This is a genomic window from Mycobacterium sp. DL440 (assembly GCF_011745145.1).
Taxonomy (GTDB): Bacteria; Actinomycetota; Actinomycetes; order Mycobacteriales; family Mycobacteriaceae; genus Mycobacterium.
The window spans coordinates 2,019,172-2,039,968 of record NZ_CP050191.1 but is presented as its reverse complement, the minus strand read 5'-3'; the positions used below and the strand labels follow the sequence as shown (position 1 = coordinate 2,039,968).

18 protein-coding genes are annotated in these 20,797 nt (G+C 66.0%); 7 read left to right on the top strand and 11 right to left on the bottom strand.

Features of this window, described 5'->3' with window-relative positions:
- Positions 1 to 18 precede the first annotated feature (18 nt).
- The 4 genes from HBE63_RS10020 to lspA all read right to left on the bottom strand — a co-directional run bounded on the left by HBE63_RS10020 (position 19) and on the right by lspA (position 3,447).
- Positions 19 to 663 (bottom strand): TetR/AcrR family transcriptional regulator, encoded by a 645-nt coding sequence (locus HBE63_RS10020; RefSeq protein ID WP_166904614.1) that lies wholly within the window; start codon positions 661 to 663, stop codon positions 19 to 21.
- Between the two features lie 209 nt (positions 664 to 872).
- A complete protein-coding gene (rarD, locus tag HBE63_RS10015) occupies positions 873 to 1,772 on the bottom strand; it encodes an EamA family transporter RarD (RefSeq protein WP_166909610.1) in 900 nt (299 codons plus the stop codon).
- A 50-nt stretch (positions 1,773 to 1,822) separates the two neighbouring features.
- Complete coding sequence (locus tag HBE63_RS10010; protein WP_166904613.1) at positions 1,823 to 2,746, bottom strand: RluA family pseudouridine synthase; 924 nt, start codon at positions 2,744 to 2,746, stop codon at positions 1,823 to 1,825.
- A complete protein-coding gene (gene lspA, locus HBE63_RS10005) occupies positions 2,746 to 3,447 on the bottom strand; it encodes a signal peptidase II (RefSeq protein WP_166904612.1) in 702 nt (233 codons plus the stop codon). Before lspA ends, HBE63_RS10010 begins: the two co-directional genes overlap by 1 nt.
- A 56-nt stretch (positions 3,448 to 3,503) precedes the next feature.
- Between lspA and HBE63_RS10000 the strand changes: the two genes are divergently transcribed.
- From HBE63_RS10000 to HBE63_RS09990, 3 genes are read left to right on the top strand one after another with little or no spacing between them, the layout of a single operon-like run.
- On the top strand, positions 3,504 to 4,472 hold the full coding sequence (locus HBE63_RS10000) for an asparaginase (RefSeq protein WP_208301337.1): 969 nt from the start codon (positions 3,504 to 3,506) through the stop codon (positions 4,470 to 4,472).
- Between the two features lie 23 nt (positions 4,473 to 4,495).
- Positions 4,496 to 4,966, top strand: a complete 471-nt coding sequence (locus tag HBE63_RS09995; RefSeq protein ID WP_371814945.1) for a hypothetical protein — start codon at positions 4,496 to 4,498, stop codon at positions 4,964 to 4,966.
- Between the two features lie 54 nt (positions 4,967 to 5,020).
- On the top strand, positions 5,021 to 5,467 hold the full coding sequence (locus HBE63_RS09990) for a hypothetical protein (protein WP_371814944.1): 447 nt from the start codon (positions 5,021 to 5,023) through the stop codon (positions 5,465 to 5,467).
- Here HBE63_RS09990 and HBE63_RS09985 read toward each other — a convergent pair.
- A complete protein-coding gene (locus HBE63_RS09985) occupies positions 5,449 to 6,792 on the bottom strand; it encodes a DNA polymerase IV (protein WP_166909604.1) in 1,344 nt (447 codons plus the stop codon). The genes HBE63_RS09990 and HBE63_RS09985 overlap by 19 nt on opposite strands.
- A gap of 72 nt (positions 6,793 to 6,864) precedes the next feature.
- Here HBE63_RS09985 and HBE63_RS09980 point away from each other — a divergent pair, with 72 nt between their 5' ends.
- Positions 6,865 to 7,083 (top strand): RNA-binding S4 domain-containing protein, encoded by a 219-nt coding sequence (locus HBE63_RS09980; RefSeq protein ID WP_166904610.1) that lies wholly within the window; start codon positions 6,865 to 6,867, stop codon positions 7,081 to 7,083.
- A 10-nt stretch (positions 7,084 to 7,093) separates the two neighbouring features.
- Here the strand turns inward: HBE63_RS09980 and ileS are convergent, their stop codons facing one another.
- Entirely contained in the window at positions 7,094 to 10,261 is a 3,168-nt protein-coding gene (gene ileS / locus HBE63_RS09975; protein ID WP_166904609.1) for an isoleucine--tRNA ligase, read from the bottom strand.
- 288 nt (positions 10,262 to 10,549) lie between these two features.
- The gene (locus HBE63_RS09970) at positions 10,550 to 11,116 is read right to left on the bottom strand and encodes a hypothetical protein (protein WP_166904608.1); all 567 of its coding nucleotides are present in this window, start codon (positions 11,114 to 11,116) and stop codon (positions 10,550 to 10,552) included.
- A gap of 136 nt (positions 11,117 to 11,252) precedes the next feature.
- On the opposite strand from HBE63_RS09970, the gene HBE63_RS09965 reads away from it, so the two are divergent.
- The 3 genes from HBE63_RS09965 to HBE63_RS09955 all read left to right on the top strand — a co-directional run bounded on the left by HBE63_RS09965 (position 11,253) and on the right by HBE63_RS09955 (position 15,549).
- Positions 11,253 to 11,621, top strand: coding sequence for an XRE family transcriptional regulator (locus tag HBE63_RS09965; protein WP_166904607.1), 369 nt, complete (start codon positions 11,253 to 11,255; stop codon positions 11,619 to 11,621).
- Between the two features lie 47 nt (positions 11,622 to 11,668).
- The gene (locus HBE63_RS09960; protein ID WP_166904606.1) at positions 11,669 to 12,403 is read left to right on the top strand and encodes a hypothetical protein; all 735 of its coding nucleotides are present in this window, start codon (positions 11,669 to 11,671) and stop codon (positions 12,401 to 12,403) included.
- 119 nt (positions 12,404 to 12,522) lie between these two features.
- Positions 12,523 to 15,549 (top strand): RND family transporter, encoded by a 3,027-nt coding sequence (locus HBE63_RS09955; RefSeq protein ID WP_208301427.1) that lies wholly within the window; start codon positions 12,523 to 12,525, stop codon positions 15,547 to 15,549.
- A 10-nt stretch (positions 15,550 to 15,559) separates the two neighbouring features.
- Here HBE63_RS09955 and HBE63_RS09950 read toward each other — a convergent pair whose 3' ends face one another.
- The 4 genes from HBE63_RS09950 to HBE63_RS09935 form a co-directional block, all read right to left on the bottom strand.
- On the bottom strand, positions 15,560 to 16,750 hold the full coding sequence (locus tag HBE63_RS09950; protein WP_166904604.1) for a PE-PPE domain-containing protein: 1,191 nt from the start codon (positions 16,748 to 16,750) through the stop codon (positions 15,560 to 15,562).
- 128 nt (positions 16,751 to 16,878) lie between these two features.
- Positions 16,879 to 17,583, bottom strand: a complete 705-nt coding sequence (locus HBE63_RS09945; RefSeq protein ID WP_166904603.1) for a GAP family protein — start codon at positions 17,581 to 17,583, stop codon at positions 16,879 to 16,881.
- 30 nt (positions 17,584 to 17,613) lie between these two features.
- Positions 17,614 to 19,338 (bottom strand): AMP-binding protein, encoded by a 1,725-nt coding sequence (locus tag HBE63_RS09940; RefSeq protein WP_166904602.1) that lies wholly within the window; start codon positions 19,336 to 19,338, stop codon positions 17,614 to 17,616.
- Between the two features lie 36 nt (positions 19,339 to 19,374).
- Entirely contained in the window at positions 19,375 to 20,790 is a 1,416-nt protein-coding gene (locus HBE63_RS09935) for a condensation domain-containing protein (RefSeq protein WP_166904601.1), read from the bottom strand.
- Positions 20,791 to 20,797: the final 7 nt, after the last annotated feature.

The window sequence follows — 20,797 nt, the reverse complement described above, 5'->3', positions numbered from 1 at the left end:
CGTGTCTCTGTCGGTGTTTCAGCGACCACGGTCGACGATCGACAGCAACCCGTTCGCGATCACGAGGTGTAGTTGCTTGGCAATCTCCGGTACATCAACAGGCCCGCGCTGGCAACCACTGTAGGCACCCACTCCCCACAGCATCGCGTACAACAGTTCGACCAGCGTGGCGTGCTCGGTGTGCAGCGGCAGCTCGCGCCGGACGATCGCCTCGGTGACCACCTCGCCGAGGAAGCCGCGGGTGGCCACGACGGTAGCGGCGGGCAGATCCGGATGGCGGTAGGCCTCCAGCCGCGCGTTGGCCAGGAACCCGACGACCGCACGGTCCCGATGCCACACCGCCACCACGGCATCGATATAGGCGTGCAACCGATCCAACGTTCCATCATGCTGTTTCGCCACGCGAATACACGAACTGACGACGTCGTGCGCCTGCTTGAGCAGCGCGCAGTAGAGCTCCTCACGACTGGCGAAGTAGTAGTTCAGCGTCGGACGGCTCAGACCGCTGCGCTTGGCGATCTCCTGGAAGGTCGTCGCCGCGTAACCGCGTTCGTTGATGACTTCGTAGGCCGCCTGCACGATGCGCTCACGGGTTTGCGCAGCATCGGCGCCAACCGGCCTACCTGGCCGCCGAGCGGCCCGAGACCTGCTACGCCCAGTCATTCAGCAAACACTATGGCATTGCCAGAATGAGGTCAAAAGATGAGTCTGCAAATATCCACGCGGGTCGGGTCACGGCCCCTGTCCGGCACGGCCGGTCGATTGCAGACTCGCCAGACGTCCGCACAGGTACGCCCAGACCGCATTGTCGGTGGTCAAATCGATGGCGCGGCGGTGTGCCGCGGCCCTTCCCGGTTTCGATTTTCAGCCTGTCACCGTGATGACGATTCCGGTTCCACCTGATCGACAAAGTTGGCCGGGAGTTCGGCCGGCTTTCTGCGCAACGCACCGACGGTCATGATCACCAACGCCACCCAGATCAGGGCGAACCCGATCCAGCGGCCCACCGGCATCGGCTCGTGACCGATGAACACGCCCCAGGCCATCTGCAACCCGGGATTGAGATAGAACAGCAGGCCCAGCGTCACCATCGGGAGTCGCTGTGCGGCCGCGGCGAACAGCAGCAGCGGCACCGCGGTGACCGGACCGGCGAGCAACAAGAGCAACGCGTGCCAAGTGCCGTGGTTGAGGAAGTTTCCCCGGCCCAGCACCTCCAGCGTGATCACATAGCCGGCCGCCAGAGGAAGTGCCACCAACGTTTCGGTGGCCACGCTCACCCGTGGGTCGGCCTGCACGACTTTCTTGATCAAGCCGTACACGCCAAAGGACAGTGCGAGCACGACCGCGATGTACGGCGGTGCGCCCACCTCGATGGTCAGGATCGCCACCGAGACGAAGGCGAGCACCAACGCGACCGCCTGCCATCGGGTGATCCGCTCGCGGAACACCAGCACGCCCAACAGCACGCTCACCAGGGGATTGATGAAGTAGCCGAGTGCCGCATCCACGACGTGACCCGTGGTGACGGCGTAGATGTAGGTCCCCCAGTTGAGGGAGATCAATATCGCGGCTACCAGCAGTTGTAACCAGGTTTTGAGCGTCAAGCTGCGCAGGTCGCCGAGGCGTCGGGCGACCGCAAGCACCAGCAGGAGAAACAGCGCGCTCCACACGATGCGGTGGGCCAGCACCTCCGGCGCCGCTGCCGGGAGCAACAGCAGAAAGAAGCCGGGGCACAACCCCCACCAGATGTAGGCACCCGCGCCGTAGAGCACCCCGGCGCGGCTGGCACCGGTCTGCGGCGCAGGTGTCTGCACACCCACAGCTAGTGGCGGCGCAGCACGTCGAGGGCGGCCTGCAGGTCAGCCGGATAGGGACTGGTGATCTCGACGCGCCGACCGTCAGCCGGATGGGCGAAGGCCAGTGAGCGAGCATGCAACCATTGACGTTCCAGCCCAAGCTTTTTCGCCAACGTGGGGTCGGCTCCGTAGGTCATGTCGCCGCAGCACGGGTGATGTAGTGCGGCGAAATGCACGCGGATCTGATGCGTCCGGCCGGTCTCCAGCTCTACGTCCAGCAGACTGGCAGCCTGGAACGCCTCAACGGTGTCGTAGTGGGTGATGCTGTGCCGTCCGCCGTCGACGACCGCGAACTTCCAATCGTGACCACGATGCCGCCCGATCGGGGCATCGATGGTTCCGCTCGACGGATCGGGGTGCCCCTGCACCAGCGCGTGATAGCGCTTGTCCACGGTGCGTTCCTTGAACGCCCGTTTGAGCACCGTGTATGCCCGCTCCGACAACGCCACCACCATCACTCCGGAGGTGCCGACGTCGAGTCGGTGCACGATGCCCTGGCGTTCGTGGATTCCCGAGGTGCTGATCCGGAACCCGGCAGCCGCCAGCCCGCCCAGCACCGTCGGACCGTGCCAGCCCACCGTGGCGTGCGCGGCCACCCCCGGCGGCTTGTCCACCGCCACGATGTCGTCGTCGGAGTAGAGGATGCCCATACCCTCGATGTCGACCGGGGTGTTCTCGACCGGGGCGGGCGCCGCCGGCAGCCGAACCTCCAGCCAGGCCCCTGCGACGAGCTTGTCGGACTTCGCTGCCGGCGCGCCGTCGATATCGACACCGCCGTCCTCGGCCATGGCTGCCACCGCCGTGCGCGACAGCCCGAGCAGCCGGGCCAGGCCGGCGTCGACTCGCATTCCCGCCAGGCCCTCGGGCACTGGCATCGACCGGGTGGCCACTATGGCGTCTCGGACTGGCGGCCGACCGCACGCGGCTCGTCCGATGGGGTCGCCGGCTCGGTGTCACCGGCTTCTGCGACCTGATCGTCGTCGGCCGGCTGGCGCCGGCCGACCCCAGCAGTCTCGTCGCCCGGCTGGCGCCGGCCGACGGTATCGAAGTCGAACCCGAACAACGACAGCGCCACCAACAGGATTGCGCCGCCGACCACAGCCGGATCAGCCACGTTGAACACCGGCCACCATCCGACCGAGAAAAAGTCCACCACGTGACCGCGCAGCGGCCCGGGCGCGCGAAAGAAACGGTCGATCAGGTTTCCGGTCGCGCCGCCCAGGATCATGCCGAGCCCGATCGCCCACCACGGAGACACCAATCGGCGACCCATCCAGACGATTCCGATCACCACGCCGGTCGCGACGAGCGTCAACACCCACGTGTATCCGGTTGCCATCGAAAATGCCGCGCCGGAGTTGCGTACCAGCGTCCAGGTCACGGTGTCACCGACGATCGACACCGGCTGTCCGGGGGTCAGCAGGCGCACCGCGAGCACTTTGGTCACCACGTCGATGAACAGCACGACCGCGGCGACAGTGAGCAGCAGACGCAGCCGCCGCCGGGGCGGAGCAGCGGTTACAGGGGACGGTTTGGCATCCCCGGTTGCGTCGGTCACCGGCTCTACCGGGCCTGACGTTTCATCAGTCACTCCCCCATCATCCCAAACAGTCGATCCGGGACAATTGCGGGACAATCTGGACCGTGATGGAGACCGTGACACGGCATGTGGTGCCGGCCAGCCGCATCGTCGTGATTACCACCGGCGGCACCATCTCGACCAGCACCGACGACACCGGAATCCGGCGTCCGACGCGCTCCGGGGCCGAGCTGACGGCCGGGCTGGCCTTTGACGCGGACATCGAGATCGTCGATGTGCTGGCGACCGACAGCGCCCTGCTGACACCCGCGGACTGGGATGAGATCGGTGCGGCAGTCGGCGCCGCCGCAGCCCGGGCCGACGGCGTCGTCATCACCCACGGCACCGACAGCATGGAGGAAACCGCGCTGTGGCTTGACCTCACTTACGCCGGAGCTGTGCCCGTGGTGCTGACCGGGTCGCAACGCAGCGCGGACGCGCCGGACGCCGACGGCCCGGGCAACCTCCGCAACGCCGTCGCCGTCGCGGCCAGTCCGCAGGCCAGGGGTCTCGGGGTGGCGGTGTGCTTCGCCGGCACCGTGTGGCAGCCCCGCGGCCTGCGCAAGCGGCACACCCATGAGTTGAACGCCTTCACCGGCCACGCGCTCGGGACTACCACCGACGGGCGGTGTGAGATCACTGCGGCCAAAGGCCGTGTTTTTCTCGGCGCTCTGGCCGCGGCGTCGGCCCCGCGCGTCGACATCGTCGCGGCGTATCCGGGAGGTGATGCGACCGCCCTGGACGCCTGCGTCGCCGCCGGGGCGCGCGCCGTGGTGCTCCAGGCGATGGGTTCGGGCAATGCGGGAACCGCTCTGATCGACGGGGTCCGCAGGCACTGCCGCAACGGCATCGTCATCGCGATATCGACGCGGGTTCCCGACGGCCCGATCGCCGCGCAGTATGGACCGGGCCGGCGGCTGGTCGACGCCGGCGCCATCGTGGCCCCCTCTCTGCGCCCGGCGCAGGCCCGGGTCCTGTTGATGGCCGCACTGGCTGCCGCGCGGCCCGTCTCGGAGGTCATCGACGCCTGGGGTTGACGGCCTGTGCTGAAATAGAGAACGTGCGTTTCCACATTGTGGCGGCAGCTGCCGTCGGCCTATCGGTGTTCGGCCCGCTTCCGACCGCGCAGGCTTGGCCGTGGCCACCGCCACCTGGTATCGAGGACATCAACGGCTACCCGATCGCCGAGGGCAACTACACTTCGCCCACCGATTTCTACGGGCTGTATTTCCAGACTCCGGACGGTCGGTTCTGCGGAATCCTGCCCAACCGCGGTCCGGTCGGTTGCGACGCGGTGCCCGCGGATGCGCCCGAGGGCATGAACCAGACCTTCGTCGAGGCCGGGGCACCGGCTTCCTACCGATATTCGGGGAGCAAACTGTTCACCCGAGATGTCGACGTGCTGCCCGCGGGCTATCGGCTGGAGAACTGGGAAGCCGCCTGCGCTGTCACCCACGAGGGCACACTGACTTGCAAAACGTCCGGCCGGCACGGCTTTTCGCTCGACGCCGCGTCTGGTGTGCTCTGGTAGTCGGCCGCGGGGGTTGACGTCGTCGGTTCAATGGAAGCTATGCGCCATCACTTCATGGCAGTTGCCACCGTTGGCCTATTGGCGCTGGGCGCCGCGCCGACGGCTACGGCGGAGCCACCGCCGGGCGCCGACGACATCGACAGCTATCCCAAAGCGGAGGGTCATTACAGCTCGCCCACCGACTTCTACGGCGTGTTCTTCCGGACCCCGGATGGTCGCCATTGCGGTATCGGCCCCAACGGCGGTCCGGTGGGTTGTGACGCAGTGCCGATCGACGCACCGCCGGGCAGTAACCAGATCTTCGTCAACAGTGGTGGACCCGCCGCCTACCGGCACTCTGACACCGCGTCGTTCACCCGCGACGTCGACGTGCTGCCCGAGGGGCATCGGTTGGAAAACTGGGGCGCCAGCTGCGGGGTCGGCTATCAGGGCACCGTGACGTGCAAGACCTACGGCGAGCACGGCTTCATCCTCAACGCCACCTATGGCGTGCTCTGGTAGTCCGCCAATCCGCTCAGATAGTCACCCCAGTCCAGGCTGGCGATCGGATCAGCCCGGCTGAAACCGGGCGTGTCGTCGGGAAACGTGCGGGCCGGGCCGGGTCCGCTGGCCCGGGTTTCGAAACGCACGGTCATTACGCCGTGCCCAGCGCCCTGAACCCAGCCGTGACCGTGCTCGGGGTGCGCCACGTCGTCGCCGATGCGCCAACCGCTTTGGGTGACCTGGACGCCTTCCGTGGCCTGATGGTGGGAGTCGAAGCTTTCGTCAGGTTGCTCCAGGTCCGGAAACAAAGATTCCTGCCTGCTGTCGGACAGTCCCGAAAACCCCACGCCGACAAGGCGAATGGGACCTATCTCCACGGGGTCGAGCAGAAGCCGGCGTGCGGCGCCGATCAGGATGGCGGCCTCGGTGGTGGCGTAGGCCAGCGTGGCCGACCGAGTCAGCGTGCTCATATCCGACTTTTTCAGCTTGACCGTCACGGTGCGAGCGCCGCGACCGTCCTTCTCCAGGCGCCGATGTGCATGCTCGCCGATCGGGCCGATCGCATCCTGCAACTGGCGAAGCGTGGTGAGATCCTCCGGAAAAGTCGATTCCGCGCTGATCTGCTTGGCCTCCGCCCGCTCGGTCACCGGGCGGTCATCGATTCCGCGAGCCAGACGATGCAGCGCGGCACCGACCGCAGTTCCCAGCACACTGGCGGCTTCGGCATCCGACAACGCGGCCAGCGCGCCCACCGTCTCGATGCCGAGCCGGTGCAGCTTCTCCTCGGCCACCGGCCCGATCCCCCACAACTTGCGCACGGGGAGACTGTCGAGCAACAGCGCCTCCTCGTCGCGGCGGACGACCCGGATCCCGTCGGGCTTGGCCAGCCCGGAGGCGATCTTGGCGATCTGCTTTCCGGATCCGGCACCCACGGAGGCCACCAGCCCGGTCCGCTCGAGCACCTTGGCCCGCAACTGCTGGCAGAAGTCCTCGACATCGGCCGCGGTGGCGCCGGCCAGTTCAACCGGTTCGCCGAAGGCCTCGTCGAAAGACAGCTGCTCGAGCACCGGGACGACGCTGCGCACGGTATCCAGGGCGCGACGGCTCGCCACTCCGTAGACCGCCCCGCGGGGCGGCAGCACCACCGCCGGGGCGCCAACGAGCCGTCGGGCCTGGTGCATCGGCATCGCAGAACGTGCGCCCCACCGGCGCGCCTCGTAGCTTGCCCCGGCCACCACGCCGCGCCCGCCCAGTCCTCCGACCAAGACGGGCCGGCCGCGCAGGGTGGGACGGGTCAACTGCTCGACCGACGCGAAGAACGCGTCCATGTCCAGGTGCAGCACCCAGCGTCCGCCCGCGCCCTTGACCTCGGCGCCGTTCATAGCTGCTGATGCTATGGCGCTAGCCTGACCAGCATGACGCCGGATGACGTACCGATCAGGGACGAGTCGATTCGCCTGGGACAGTTTCTCAAGCTGGCATCCCTGATCGACAGCGGCGCCGACGCCAAGTCCGTCATCGCCGACGGTCTGGTCAGTGTCAACGGCGAGGTCGAACTCCGCCGCGGCCGCCAGCTACGCCCAGGCGACATTGTCACGCTCGCCGGCCGCACCGCGCGGGTGGCCGGACCCTGAACCGGCCGCCTCACGCCCTTGCGATCGCGACCCGTACCCCGTCCCCGATCACTGTGCCGTCGGAGAGCGCGGCCGAATCGACGAATTCGAAACTGGTGGCCAGGATTTCGCCGGCGATGAGTACCCGGTGGGTCTGGGCCCACGGCTCGTACTGAGCCGGCACCGAGATCTGCACGACGATCCGATCGGACACTTCAAGGCCGCTCGACTTGCGCAGTTCCTGCAGTTCGCGGATGCGGTCCTTGGCCCAGCCCTCGGCCTCGAGTTCCTCGGTGACCGTGCCGTCGAGCACCACCAGGCCCGCACCGTCGGGCAGGGCCGCAGTCCATTCCGGGTCGGCCGCAACCAGTTTGGCGGTGTACTCCTCGGGTTGCAGCACCACCGGGCCCGCGGTCAAGGTGCCGTCGGGGTTGACGACGCCGTCTCCTGACTTGACGGCCTTGATCGCGGCCTGCACGTCCTTGCCGATCCGCGGGCCGGCGACGCGGGCGTTGACGGCCAGGTCGAACTTGCCATAGGTATCGATGTCGTCGGTCAACTCAACGGCCTTGACGTTGAGTTCGTCTGCAATCAGATCTGCGAACGGCGCGAGGGCGGACGGATTCACCGACTTGTCCAAAGCCACAGTCAGCTTCGGCAGGGGAAGGCGCACCCGCAGCTTCTTGGCCTTGCGCAGCGACGACCCGACCGAGCACACCTCGCGCACCTGGTCCATCGCCGCCACCAGATCGGCGTCCTTGGGCAGCACGTCGGCTTCGGGCCAGTCGGTCAGATGCACCGAGCGCTCACCGGTCAGGCCCCGCCAGATCACCTCGGTGGCCAACGGCAACAGGGGTGCAGCCAGCCTGCAGGTCACCTCGAGCACGGTGTGCAAGGTGTCGATGGCGTTGGAGTCCTCTTCCCAGAAGCGCGAACGTGACCGGCGCACATACCAGTTCGTCAATGCCTCGGTGAACTGCCGCAGTTCGTCGCAGGCCCCGGAGATGTCGCAGGTGTCCAACGAGACGGTGAGATCGTCGCGCAGCTGGGCGAGCTTGGCCAGGATGTAGCGGTCGAGCACATTGTCCGAATCGGTCCGCCAGACGCCCTTCTTCGGCGCGTACAGCGCCAGGAAGCTGTAGGCGTTCCACAACGGCAGCAGCACCTGGCGCACGCCTTCACGGATGCCCTGCTCGGTGACGATCAGGTTGCCGCCGCGCAGGATCGGCGAAGCCATCAGGAACCAGCGCATGGCGTCGGAGCCGTCGCGGTCGAACACCTCGCTGACATCGGGATAGTTGCGCAGCGACTTGCTCATCTTCTGGCCGTCGTTGCCCAGCACAATCCCATGCGCCACACAGGTTTTGAAGGCCGGCTTGTCGAACAGCGCGGTGGCCAGTACGTGCATGGTGTAGAACCAGCCGCGGGTCTGGCCGATGTACTCGACGATGAAGTCGCCAGGGAAATGGGCGTCAGCACCGACCCCAGTCGGACTGTCGGCACCGCCGACGGTGCCGTCGAACCACTCCTGGTTCTCGAACGGATAATGCACCTGGGCATAGGGCATCGACCCGGAGTCGAACCACACGTCGAAGACGTCCTCGATCCGGCGCATCGTCGACTTGCCGGTCGGGTCGTCGGGGTTCGGCCGGGTCAGTTCGTCGATGAACGGCCGGTGCAGATCGGTCGGCCGCACGCCGAAATCGCGTTCGAGTTCGTCGAGGCTGCCGTAGACGTCGATCCGCGGATAGGCCGGATCGTCGGACTTCCACACCGGGATCGGGCTGCCCCAGTATCGGTTTCGCGACACCGACCAGTCGCGTGCATTGGAGAGCCACTTACCGAACTGCCCGTCCTTGACATGTTCGGGATACCAGGTGATCTGCTGGTTGAGCTCGACCATCCGGTCCCGGAAGTCGGTGACCTTGATGAACCACGACGACACCGCGCGGTAGATCAACGGGTTGCGGCACCGCCAGCAGTGCGGATACGAGTGCTCGTAGGTTTCGTGGCGCAGCAGCACCGCACCGTTGGCTGCCGCAGCTCCGTCGCCGTTCTTGAGGTCGCGGATGATCTGCGAGTTGGCCTCGAAGACATGCTGACCGGCGTAATCGGGCACGGTCGCATCGAAGCGGCCCTTCGAGTCCACCGGGGTGACCGCGACGATGTCGGCGGTATCGGCGGTGGCCTTGTCGTCCTCGCCGTAGGCGGGGGCCATGTGCACGATGCCGGTGCCGTCCTCGGTGCTGACGAAATCGGCGGCCAGCACCTGGAACGAGTTGGGCGCGTCCATGAAATACGCGAACGGCGGTAGGTAGTGCGTCCCGAGCAGATCGCGGCCGGCGTAACTGCCGAGAACCTCGGGTTCCTCCCCGAGCTCACGGGCGTAGGACGCGAGCCGGGCCTGGGCCAACACGTAACGCCGCCCGTCGGCACCCCGCACCAGGACGTAGTCGATGTCCGGGTTGACCGCGACGGCCTGGTTGGACGGCAGGGTCCACGGCGTCGTGGTCCAGATCAGCAGGTGCGCGCCCTTGAGCGGGCCTTCGGTGACAGTGAAGCCGACCGTGACCGCCGGATCCTGGCGGCTCTGGTAGACGTCGTCGTCCATCCGCAGCTCGTGGTTGGACAACGGGGTCTCGTCGTTCCAGCAATACGGCAACACCCGGTTGCCCTCGTAGGCCAGACCCTTGTCCCACAACTGCTTGAAGGCCCAGATCACCGACTCCATGAAGGTCGGGTCGAGAGTCTTGTAGTCGTTGTCGAAGTCCACCCAACGGGCCTGCCGGGTGACGTAGTCACGCCATTCATCGGTGTACTTCAGCACCGAGGCACGGCAGGCCGCATTGAACTTCTCGATGCCCATCTCTTCGATCTGGGCCTTGTCCGCGATGCCGAGCTGGCGCTGCACCTCGAGTTCGGCGGGCAGACCGTGGGTGTCCCACCCGAACCGGCGCTCCACCTTGTAGCCGCGCATGGTGCGGTAGCGCGGCACGATGTCCTTGACGTAACCGGTCAGCAGGTGGCCGTAGTGCGGCAGGCCGTTGGCGAACGGCGGCCCGTCATAGAAGACGTATTCCTCGGCATCCTCACGGCGCGCGATACTGGCCCGGAAGGTGTCGTCGCTGGCCCAGTAGTCCAGCACCTCAAGTTCGCGCTCCGGAAAATTCGGTGCGGCGGGCTTGGGATAGGCGCTCACGTCTCGTCTCCTGTGCCGGTGCCGAGTTCAACAGCTCAACACGCTCAAGGCACGGGGACGACGTCGCGCGGGTTGCGCAAGCGCCGCGGTACCACCCCGCTTGCGCGCTGCACCGCAGCGCGCCGCTCAACTTTCAGGCGATCACGGGCCCAACCGTCCGGTTCTACTGGACTGCGGATCTCATGCATTCGAATCCTGCAGCTGTTCTTCCGAAGGCTCCCCGGTGATGGCCGGATCAGCGCCGATGCGCCCAGTCTAATGAGCACTGCAAATCGTTGGAAACCACACCTAACCGGAGGTGACCTCGATGAGTGCCAGCGGGAACTGCTCGGCCAGCTCGTCAACCGTGCAATGGTCGAACCCGCGACTGTCGAACCGCCAATCCAGACGCATGGTGGTCGCGCTGTCGTGATGGATGTGGAGTGCGAGCGGATGTTCACGCTGGCCGGCGCGCGTCTCCTCGCCATGGGCGAAGCCCATGTCCGCCGACGGATGGTCACCGCCGTCGACTCCCGCACGTGCCGCGTCGAGCAATTCGGCCCCCGACAGTCCACGATGCGACATGCAGGCCACGCCGATGCGGCGATGTCCGACCCGCTCGGGACCGCTCACGACGTCGATGACCAGCACCCCGTCGCCGATCGTGCGAGCGACCGCCCGGCCCAGTGCGGCCAACAGCAGCTCCTCGACGCTGCAACCGATCGCGATCTGGGCTTCACGCAGTTCCGCGGACAACACCTCGTCCAGCGAACTGGAGACCGTTGCCATATCTGCGGCGACGGGAGGTCCGGCGGTGCCGTAGTCGGCAATCCACGAACTCGTGGCATATGTGTCGGGCAGGACGGAAACAGACATATATGTAACGGTAGCCAGTGAGTCCCAAAAATGGGAGAGCTGTGCCAAAAGTCTGACACCATTGTCAATAACGCCGTTGCTGGCTTTGCTGCGGTTCGTCGTGACCGCGTCCGGGTCAGGGGTCTATGGTGTTCTGATGCCGCGAACCGACGAGAACGGCAGGCAGCTCAAGGCCCTGCTCGACTACCTACTGGATGGCGAGGTCGACGCCAAGGCCGTGTACAGCGCGCTGGGCGTGTCCAGCAGCACGTATTACCGGCGGGTGAAAGAAGCCGACTATCCGAATGCCGAAGAATTGCGGCAGGTGGCCGACCGCTTCCATCTCAGCTACCCCGACCTGCAGATCCGGTTCGGGCTGATGAGCCGTCAGGAGGTCTGGCACTACATGGAATCGTCGCCGGTGACGGTGGCTCCCGCCGACACGGCCACCCGTGTCCGACCGGCCGTTCACCGGCCCAGGAGAATGTCCGAACTGACCCTACGTTCCGACGCTCCCCCGCTGTAAGCAACCGCACCACAGCTGAACCGCAACACCGTCCGAGGCAAAGTCTTATGTCCATCGCCACACTCATCCTCATCACACTGGCCTGCGTCCTCTGGAGCCTGTGGATCAGGAGAGTCACCTGGTCGTGCCGGTGGGAGGTGGCCGCCACCCTGAACATCGCGCTCCAGGGCCTGGCCGTGCTGCTGATGTCGCCCTGGGCCTCGGCAACGATCGGGCACGTGCTGTACGAGCTGACGGGCAAGTGGAACGTCGAGGACTACATCGGGCACGACTGCTACATCGTGGCGGCATCGGCCATCGTCTACAACTCCCTGGGCCGACTCCAGGACGACAGCGCCATGCAGCGCTCGTTCAAGCAGTACGTCGAGCGCCCGGCCACGATCTGCATCCCGGTCCTGCTGGCCACCTTCTCGATGGGCAACGGCGCCGCGGTGTACCGTGCCGACTTCTTCCAGGTACCCACCGATTTCTGGCTCAGCGTGTACTGGATCATCCTGTGCGGCACCTTGATCTATCTGCTGGGCTACGGGGCCAGGGCCATGCTGATTCTGCGCAAGGATCCGAGATCACGCCGGATCGCCAACATCTACCTGTTCGCCTCGATCAGCGGCGTGCTCGCCTGCGCGACCCGCATCGTCACCTCGCTGGTACCAGCCCTGCAACCCATCGAGAACGGCCGTCTGGTATGGGTTTTCGCCTGTGGCTGCGGCGCGATCTTCGCACTCGCGTCCGCGCATTCCTGGCGGATCAAGACGCGGTGGCTGTCTTCGAGCAATCGGTGAGGTCGGGGCACACATCATTTCACCGCCACCGCGGCGCCGACCGCTGCCGCACGGCTCGCCCGTAGGATCGTAAAGTGCCGTCGCAGACAGAATCTACGAGCACGGCCGAACACTCTTCGCTGTTCGTCCGGCTCGGCTCAGTGGTCGTGCGATGGCCGTGGCTCGTCGTCGGAATCTGGCTGGCGATCGCGGCCGCACTGCCCCTTACCTTCCCGTCGTTGACGCTGATGGTGCAGCAACGGCCGGTCGCGATTCTGCCGTCGCACGCGCCCGTCACCGTAGCCACCCGCGAGATGACAGAGGCGTTTCACGAATCCGGCTCAGAGAACGTGCTGTTGGTCGTCCTCAGCAACGACAAGGGCCTGGGCCCGGCCGACGAGGCGACCTACCGCACGCTCGTCGACAATCTGCGCAAGAACCACACGGACGTCGTGATGCTGCAGGACTTCATCAGCGCCCCTCCCCTGCGCGAGTTCATGGCCAGCAAGGACGGCAAGGCCTGGATCCTGCCGGTCGGCATCGCGGGCGATGTCGGTTCGCCACAGTCATACGCGTCCTATACCCGCGTCGCCGACATCGTCAAAGACAGCGTGCACGACGCCTCGCTGACCGCGAGCCTCACGGGACCCGCCGCGACCGTCGCCGATCTCACCGACATCGGCGAACGCGACACGACGGCCATCGAGATCGCCACGATCGGGATGGTTCTGGTGATCCTGCTGATCATCTACCGAAACCCGGTCACGATGCTGCTCCCGCTGCTCACCATCGGGGCGTCGCTGATCACCGCGCAATCGGTGATCGCCGGCCTCGCCTACCTGGGCATGGGTATCTCCAACCAGACCGTCGTGTTCCTGACCGCCATGATGGCCGGTGCCGGGACCGACTACGCCGTCTTCCTCATCAGCAGGTATCACGACTATCTGCGCGACGGACTGGAATCCGACCGCGCGGTCGAACAGGCACTCGGCTCGATCGGCAAGGTCATCGCCGCGTCCGCCGCCACGGTGGCCGTCACTTTCTTGGGCATGATGTTCGCTCAGTTGGGTCTGTTCTCCACCGTCGGTACCGCACTCGCGGTCGCCATCGGCATCGCTTTGCTGGCTGCCCTGACGCTGTTGCCCGCCGTGATGGTGTTGGTCGGGCGCCGGGGCTGGATCGCCCCGCGCCGTGACCTCACGAGTCGGATCTGGCGACGATCCGGCATACGCATCGTGCGTCGGCCGTGGTCCCATCTGGCCGCTAGTTTGGTCGTCCTTGCGGCGCTGGCCAGTTGCGCGACCCTGGTCCAGTACAACTACGACGACCGCAAGGCGCTGCCCGCGCACGCTGAGAGCTCCATGGGTTATGCGGCCCTGGAGGATCACTTCCCGATCAGCTCGGCCATTCCGCAGTACCTGATCATCCAGTCCCCGAACGAGTTGCGTACGCCCCAGGCATTGGCCGACCTGGAACAGATGGCCCAGCGGGTGAGCCAGCTTCCCGGGATCGCGGTCGTGCGAGGGATCACCCGGCCGACGGGAGAATCGCTGCAGCAGGCACGTCTCAGCTATCAGGCCGGCGAGGTCGGCACCAAGCTGAACGATGCCTCCACCCAGATCAACGGGCGGGCAAGCGATCTCAATCGGCTCACCGACGGCGCCGATACGTTGGCCACCAGCCTGCTCGATGTGCGCACGCAGGTCACCCGCGGCGTGGCCGGAGCGCGTGGCCTGGTCGACGCCCTGGCGACCATGCAGAAGCAGGTCGGCGGCAACGCGACGCTCAAGCAGATCGACAGCGCGTCAAAGTTGGTCAGCAGCATGCGGGCACTCGGCGACTCGCTCGACACGAACTTCGCCGATCTGACCAACGGCATGCCGTGGATCGATCCGGTCCTGCGGGGACTGGACACCAGCCCCGTCTGTCTCACCGACCCGGCGTGTCTCGAGGCCCGCGGATCACTGCGCCGACTGGCTGCCGCCCGCACCGACGGAACCTTCGATCAGATCGCCGCCCTGGCACGGGATCTGCGCGCGACAGATCCGATGCAGTCCCTCGATGACACGGTCAAGAATCTCAGCGCCGCCATCGACACCGCGAGCAGGTCCATGCAATCCATGGGACTGTCCAACCCGGCCCAGGCACGATCGCAGCTGAGCACCCTTCAGACCGGCGCCGATACGCTCGCCGACGCCAGCCAACAGATCGCCGACGGAGTCTCGCAACTGGTCACCGAGACCAAGCGGATGGGATCGGGACTCGACGAGGCGTCGGCCTTCCTGCTCAACATGAAGACCGACGCCGCCAGCCCACCGATGTCCGGGTTCTACGTGCCCGCACAGATCCTGACCCAGGACGAATTCCGTAAGGCCGCAGCGACATTCATATCCCCGGACGGTCATACCGCGCGGTACCTGATCCAGACCGATATCAACCCCTTCGGCACGGAGGCGATGAACCTGGTCAACTCGATCGGTGACACCGCGCGGGGCGCCCTGCCCAACACCGCGCTCGAAGGGGCCTCGGTGTCGATCGCCGGATATCCGGCGATGTTGCGCGACACCCGCGACTTCTACAACCACGACATCCGGCTCATCATCGCGATCACCATCGCGGTCGTGCTGCTGATCCTGGTAGTCCTGTTGCGTGCGCTTGTCGCGCCGCTCTACCTGATCGCCTCGGTGGTGATCTCCTACCTGTCGGCCCTGGGCATCGGTGTCGTGATGTTCCAGTATGTCCTTGGCCAACAGTTGCATTGGAGCGTGCCCGCACTGACCTTCATCGTGCTGGTGGCTGTCGGCGCCGATTACAACCTGCTGCTGATCTCTCGAATCCGCGATGAGTCGCCCAATGGTGTGCGCTCGGGAGTGATCCGCACCGTCGGATCCACCGGCGGCGTGATCACCGCGGCCGGGCTCATCTTCGCCGCCTCGATGTTCGGGCTGTTGTTCGCCAGCATCACCACGGTCGTCCAAGCCGGATTCGTGGTGGGCGTAGGGATTCTGTTGGACACGTTCCTGGTGCGCACCTTGACCGTACCCGCGATCGCCACGCTGATCGGCACCGCGAACTGGTGGCCCTCGGACTTCGTCACACGTCAGCTCGACGGGCTGCGCGGCCGGCTGAAGGTGGCCGCCAAGCGGGAAACCGAGCCCGGCAGCTGAGCGGAGCCGGCTAGCCGATACCGGGGAACAGGTTCTTTACCTGCTGAGCCGCATTGTCCATGTTGGCCTGATCGGTCGGGCTGAGTTTGACATCCTTCACAGCCTTGTCGATGTTGGCCTGATCAGTGGGGCTCAACTGGATGCCCTGCACCGCCTTGTCGACGTTCTCCTGGTCCGTGCGGCTCAGCTTGATCGTGGGCTGCGACGCGAGGGCCGGCTGTGGCGGCAGTTCCGCCAGGCCGGTACCGGCCTCCCGCAACCAGTTCTCGACGTTGGCCCGGGCCACGGGATCGATACCGGTCGCCGGGGCACCCGGATAGTCGTTACGCGAGTATCCGGCGTCCACCATGGGCCGCAACACACCGTCGAGCTGGTCGACGAGCTCGTTGGGAACGCCGTTGTCGCGCAGCGGCCTGGTGAGCGGCAACAGCTTGGTCGGCAGGAAATACGTCGTCTGCGTCGCTCCCTTGGAGTTGACCGCGACCACGACGTTCTGCAGTGGCACGTCCTCACGCGAGGAGTACGACGTCTCGGTGTGCAGATACTCCAGCGCGACAAGCGAATTCGCCAGTGCCAGGAAGTTGTCCGGCCGATCGGGGAAGTCGGCGATGAAATCGTATTCGCCCACCACCAAGGTGGTGTCGTACTGACTCTCCACCGGACCGCGCACCGTGTAGTCGATCAGCGGCACGTACGTTCCCGGCGTCAGCGACGACAGCACCGAATGGCTGAACGGCGTCACCGACTGCGGGGGCCCGAACAGCGTGAAGGACACGCCTTCCGGGGCACGCGCACCGGGATCCTGCGACAGGCGCGCCAGCGCCTCGCTGAGCACCAGCGCGCCCTCGGAGTTGCCGACCACCACGGTCTGGCCGGGGGTGTCCTGCAGCGCGGTCTTCAGGTTGCGCGCACCGATGTCCACCGAGTCGCCCACGCTGTCGGTCGAGATGTCGTTGCCGGGCCACAACTTGTCCGGCAACCGGCCGTAGACCATCCCGGCGGGGTACTCGACGATGCGCCGGTTCGCGTTCGGGTAATAACCGCGGCCCACCTTGTTGGTGATCTGGTCCCACGGGATGCCGGGGCCGCGGGCGCCGCCGAAGATCAGCGCGGACTCGGCGGAGGCGGTTCCGGCGCCGAACACCGTTCCCGCGGCGACGAGGCCCACGGCAAAGGATCCGGCCAGCAGGCCTTGCGGCACCCGGCGGAGGGCATCTCGTGACCGGCGCCGAGCGCGGACCGCTTCGCGACGCCGACGTCCTCCGTTGACTCCAGGCATCCTGCCGTCTCCCTCCTGAGCACCGCCCGTCGGCGGTGTCATGCCGTCGCTCATATCCCCAACAGGCCGATCGTGATGAACAAAGCCCCTGCCGCGGTAAGAATCATCGCTACGTCGCGCCGCGTGCACGAACGGATCCAGGTGTGTACGCGGGTCATCCACACCAGCGTACGTTGCGGGGCGATCAGGTAACTCAGGAGTGGGATCTCCACGAGCGCAAAGGCCACCAGGTTGAAGGCGATCACCGCACCAACCTGTGTGCCGGGTGCGATGCCGGAGGCGTGTATGACGGCCAATGCCGCCAGGTAGTCAACCGACGGCAACGCGATACCCAGACCGCTGACGCCGGCTACCCACAGCGAATTGCCTTGCATGACCGCACGTATCCGGTGTCGCAGACCCACTCGAGGCGCCGCGAGCGCCACGCTGCCGGTGGAAGACTCGTCCGCCTCCACCTGTGAAGGCCGGGCCCGCCGCGAACCCACGTTGGCGGCCACCAACACAGCCGCGACCAAGGCAAGGATGCCGATCCCGATCTGCATCCTCGGCACGGTGAGCGTGCCCGCGGCCAGCGGTGCGGCATCGAGGACGAGCAACGCCGTCCCACCGACCACCAGGCCCATGAGGAACCCGCCGCACAGGAAAGCCAGCAACTGGTGCACGGGCCGGGGTCGGTTCAGCATGAGCACGGTCAGCCCGATCCGCACCGGCTCGAGACTGACCGCGATGGCCATCAGCAAAAGGGTTGCCCACATGGTGGTTTCAGCGCGTCGGGTCAGCCCCGATCAGGCGTCCAACCTCGCAAACTCCTGCCGGCGGTACAGATCTGCGCTCGCCTGACGACGGACCTTGCCGCTGGTGGTGATCGGGAGCGAGCCGGGAGCGACCAGCGCCAGATCGGCGGGGTTGAGTCCATGCGCCGTCGAGATGGCGGAGATCACTTCGCGTTTCATCAACGTGAGACGCTCGGACAGGGCCTCCGGACTTTCGTCGGAACGCTTCTTGACCTCGATGACGGCGACGAGCTTCTCTTCCTCGTCGTGGTCTACCGCAATCGCAGCGACGCGCCCGCGGGAGATCGCCGACACCGTGGCCTCGATGTCGTCCGGGTAGTGGTTGCGCCCGCGGACGATCAGGAGGTCTTTGACCCGGCCGATGATGAACAACTCACCTTCGGAGATGAAGCCCAGATCGCCGGTCCGCAGCCATGTTCCGCCGGGTACGCCGTCGACCGTCGCGCCGAAAGTCTCCCGCGTCTCCTCGGGTCGGTTCCAGTACCCGGCCGCGATGTTCTCGCCCCGTGCCCAGATCTCACCGATCATCCCGGCGGGCATCTCGGTGTGGGATTCCGGATCGACGATCCGTACCGCCGGGCTCTGCGGTGTCCCATAGCTGATCAGCGCGGTTCCGCGGGCACACCGCTCGGCGTGCCCGGCGGCCAGCTTCTCGGGCTCGAAATGGGCCACCACCGGCGGCTTCCCCGGCTCACGCGTCGCCACGTACAGCGTGGCCTCGGCCAGACCATAGGAAGGCCGAATCACCTTGCCCTGCAGATTGAAGGCGGCGAACCGCTTGGTGAAGCGTTCGACCGTCGCGTGGTGAACGCGCTCGGCCCCGCTGATGATGCTCAGCACATTGCTCAGGTCGCAGCCCGCCATATCGTCATCGGTGGTCTTTGCCGAAGCCAGATCGAAGGCGAAGTTGGGTCCGGCGGTCAAGCCGGTGGTCACGCTGCCGAGCTGTTGCATCCAGCGTGCCGGCCGGGCCAGGAATGCCAACGGACTCATCATCACGGTGCGCCATCCACCGAGGATCGGCGCGACGATGCCCGCCATCATCCCCATGTCGTGGTACAGCGGCAGCCACGTGACCACGGTCGTGTCAGCCGGTGGCACCCGGTTGTAGTCCGGATAGAAGCTGGCCATCATCTGCTCGAAGTTGGCCGTCAGGTTGCGATTCGACACCATCACGCCCGCGGGGATCCGCGTCGAGCCGGACGTGTACTGGAGGTACGCGGTGTCCGGGGCAGCTTCGCGCCGCAACCGTACCGCCTTGCGGGAGTCGAGATCGAGCTCGTCGACCGCGAGCACGACGGGGGCCGGATTGCCGTCCTGCGCCACCGCATACGGCGCCACCGTGTCGGAGGTGGCGGATGTGGTGAGGATGACCGAGGGCGCCGCGTCCCGGAGGACTGCGGTGACGCGCTCGTCGTGAGCGCCGATCATCGGCGTCGACAGCGGGACACAGACCACGCCGGCTTCCAGCGACGCCAGGAACGCAACGATGTATTCCAGGCCCTGTGGCGCGAGGATCACCGCGCGATCCCCGGCCGCGGCATGAGTCTGCAGCTCCCCTGCCAGATTTCGGATGCGCCGGTAGAGCTGACCCCAGGTCAGGGTCTCCTCTACACCGTCCCAGTCGCGTTCGTAATCGACGAAGGTGTAGGCGACGTCATTGGGTTGCATGCTCGCCCGCTCACGCAACACGCCGTTGAGTGTCGACTCAGCCATCGAGTGTGCCTTCCTGTTCTGACTTCATTCCGCGACTCACCTGCGCGACCCTGCGCCGAGGTTTTCCAGCACCCGCGCACACGTCGACTTCAGCACCTTGACGTACCGGCCGACCGATTCTTGTGCCTCGGGATTGTTCGGATAGACCACCGAAACCGCCGTGCGGTCCTTCAATCGCACCAGGAACACCGTCATCTGGTACGAGTACACGCCGTCGCTGAACATGCCGATCCGCATCGATTCCAACTCGGTGGTGAGCAGCACCGACAATGGTGCCGCCCCGGCATCCAGGAAGTTGATCACCTGGAAATTCGGCCTCGGCCAATCCAATTCGGGCCTCAACTCGAGCACCCGGTAGAACGGGACATCCACGAGCTGATGTCCGGCGTCGAAGGATTTCTGTGCCGCAACGGCCGATTCGGCAAAAGACCGGCCTGCGATGGGAACGGTGATCGGGACCAGCCCGGTGAACCAGCCCATCGTCATCAGGTCGGCAGTGGTCTTTCGGGTGTCACTCGGGGTCAGCCCGTAATAGGTGTCCGCTCCGGTCAACTCATGCTCGGCCAGCCCGGTGCAGGCCAGCATGCCGCCGATGAAGCGGGCCCCGGCAGCGACGCACATCGACTCGAACTGAGCGGTCTGCTCCTCGTCCATGAGGGTCTCGACCCACATCTCGGCTCCACACGGTTGGAGCGGATCACCCAGGGGCAGTGGGAAGTCCGGCAGGCTGCCGTTGTTGCTCGACGCGAAATCGGCCCAGGCCGTGACTTCCGGCGAGTCCGGCGTCAAGGCGCCGAGCATCTCCTTCTGCCGCAGGCAGAACGCGTCGTAACTGCCGGCCTCCGGAAGTGCCAGCGGCGCACCGCCACCGACGAGAGTGGTGTACATCGCGTGGAACTCCATGAGAGTCACACCGGCAAACGTCGCATCCATGTGCAGGTGGTCGATGCTCACATAGATCGTGAATCGATCCGGGTACTGAACGATGCCGTAGGTGAAGCAGTCCCAGTTCAGTGGATCCGGCGTCGACAACGTCAGCTGACGCAGTTCCTCCGACGTGAGATCGCCGTGGCGGGTGGGCACGAACTTGATGTCGGCCGGATTGGTCATCGTGTGCCGCACGATGTTGTGGACATCGTGGTACTCAAACCAGCTGCGGAACGTGTCATGCCTGCGCACATGCGCGTTGACCACATAGGTCATCGCCCTGATGTCGCATTGCCCCGGAATATCGCACGTCACAATCACCAGGCGGGAGTAGTCCAGCCCCTTGGCGCGTTGATCGACGAACCCCCGCAGGTGCTGGGCCTGCATGTAGCTGACCGGCACGTCACTGACGGGCGCTTCAGCGGCCTTGGCGCGCGAGGCCGGCGCCGCACGCCAGGAGACGGCGGAACCGGGCGGAGCTTCCCACTCTTCGACCGAACCGATCGAAACGGACCCTAACTGCAACGTGACT

What these genes read in the sequence shown, in the direction of transcription:
- HBE63_RS10020 (WP_166904614.1), bottom strand. Translation starts at nt 663, where the DNA reads ATGACTGGGCGTAGCAGGTCTCGGGCCGCTCGGCGGCCAGGTAGGCCG.
- HBE63_RS10000 (WP_208301337.1), top strand. Translation starts at nt 3,504, where the DNA reads ATGGAGACCGTGACACGGCATGTGGTGCCGGCCAGCCGCATCGTCGTG.
- HBE63_RS09990 (WP_371814944.1), top strand. Translation starts at nt 5,021, where the DNA reads ATGGCAGTTGCCACCGTTGGCCTATTGGCGCTGGGCGCCGCGCCGACG.
- HBE63_RS09980 (WP_166904610.1), top strand. Translation starts at nt 6,865, where the DNA reads ATGACGCCGGATGACGTACCGATCAGGGACGAGTCGATTCGCCTGGGA.
- HBE63_RS09970 (WP_166904608.1), bottom strand. Translation starts at nt 11,116, where the DNA reads ATGTCTGTTTCCGTCCTGCCCGACACATATGCCACGAGTTCGTGGATT.
- HBE63_RS09965 (WP_166904607.1), top strand. Translation starts at nt 11,253, where the DNA reads ATGCCGCGAACCGACGAGAACGGCAGGCAGCTCAAGGCCCTGCTCGAC.
- HBE63_RS09960 (WP_166904606.1), top strand. Translation starts at nt 11,669, where the DNA reads ATGTCCATCGCCACACTCATCCTCATCACACTGGCCTGCGTCCTCTGG.
- HBE63_RS09945 (WP_166904603.1), bottom strand. Translation starts at nt 17,583, where the DNA reads ATGTGGGCAACCCTTTTGCTGATGGCCATCGCGGTCAGTCTCGAGCCG.
- HBE63_RS09940 (WP_166904602.1), bottom strand. Translation starts at nt 19,338, where the DNA reads ATGGCTGAGTCGACACTCAACGGCGTGTTGCGTGAGCGGGCGAGCATG.